The following is a 950-nucleotide window of genomic DNA, read 5'->3' as shown; positions in this document are numbered from 1 at the left end:
ATTAAGTTGCTTGCCTTACCTTATACCTACCTTCATATTTCATTTCTCGCAACACAACCAATTGCCCTAACTTCTCACTCCAGGCTCTTATCCACCTCATTATTGTTTGTGTACTAACTCCTATTATCTTTCCGGTCATATTCATTGATAACCCTGATAAATATAGTACTAATGCTAGGGCTTTATCTCTTTGGCTCCTCCCTCTCGCAATATCTCGCGTTTGCTGATAACCACATCTTGCGCACTTCTTCCTTATCTTACCTTTTGCTTTTCCATATTTCTTTAATTCCATCCCTCCACATCTCAGGCAGCTTTCCATTATTTTTCCTTTTCTATCTTCTTCCTTCTTTTCTCTTTCTATCCCTCATCATTACTAAAGCCAAACCCTCAATGATTTATTTAATTGGAATGTTGCTTATGCTATTTTAGTGGGTTTCTCTCTTAAATGTTCTTTCCAACTCTACTGCTTAACCAGATCGCGCTTCCAGCTTCTTGTTACAAATACTAGGTACTTGTTTGTAATATTTTATTGCCTGGATTTAGGCTCTGGGCTTAATATAAACTTCTCCTATTTTTTAACCGAATTAGTTATGGTTATATTTTTTATACTAAAACATTTTCTCTCTCCAAAAATAATCGAAAAATTTGTAAATTAGTATCCCTGGCAAGCATAAAAGGAGAAATTCCTAACTTCGTTTGGGTATGCATATTCGCACCATTTTTTAAAAGTAGTTTGACTATTTCCTTTTCGCCTGAGTCTATAGCATAATGTAATACTGTTTTACCATCAATATCCTGGATATCCACTTCAGCATGATATTTTATTAAAAGTTTTGCTATCTCAATGTATCCAGCACATGCAGCTATAATTAATGAGGTTTCCCAAGTCTCAACAAGGGTATTATAAATATTTATGTGAAAATGTGGCATAAGGCTGCGGCAAGCTATAT

Annotated in this window: 2 protein-coding genes; both read right to left on the bottom strand. The window is 34.9% G+C overall.

Annotated elements, in window-relative coordinates; genetic code table 11:
- Position 1 precedes the first annotated feature (1 nt).
- Complete coding sequence (locus NF27_RS02855; RefSeq protein WP_053332527.1) at positions 2-319, bottom strand: helix-turn-helix domain-containing protein; 318 nt, start codon at positions 317-319, stop codon at positions 2-4.
- Between the two features lie 284 nt (positions 320-603).
- The coding region (locus NF27_RS02850; RefSeq protein WP_204367857.1) for an ankyrin repeat domain-containing protein at positions 604-950 on the bottom strand (347 nt) is incomplete at its 5' end.

The sequence above is a fragment of the Candidatus Jidaibacter acanthamoeba genome (genome assembly GCF_000815465.1).
Taxonomy (GTDB): Bacteria; Pseudomonadota; Alphaproteobacteria; order Rickettsiales; family Midichloriaceae; genus Jidaibacter; species Jidaibacter acanthamoebae.
Note: the sequence above shows the minus strand (reverse complement) of the source record. Positions and strands in the feature narration are given on the sequence as shown.

Coding starts and splice junctions, on each gene's coding strand:
- NF27_RS02855 (WP_053332527.1), bottom strand. CDS start 319: ATGGAAAGCTGCCTGAGATGTGGAGGGATGGAATTAAAGAAATATGGA.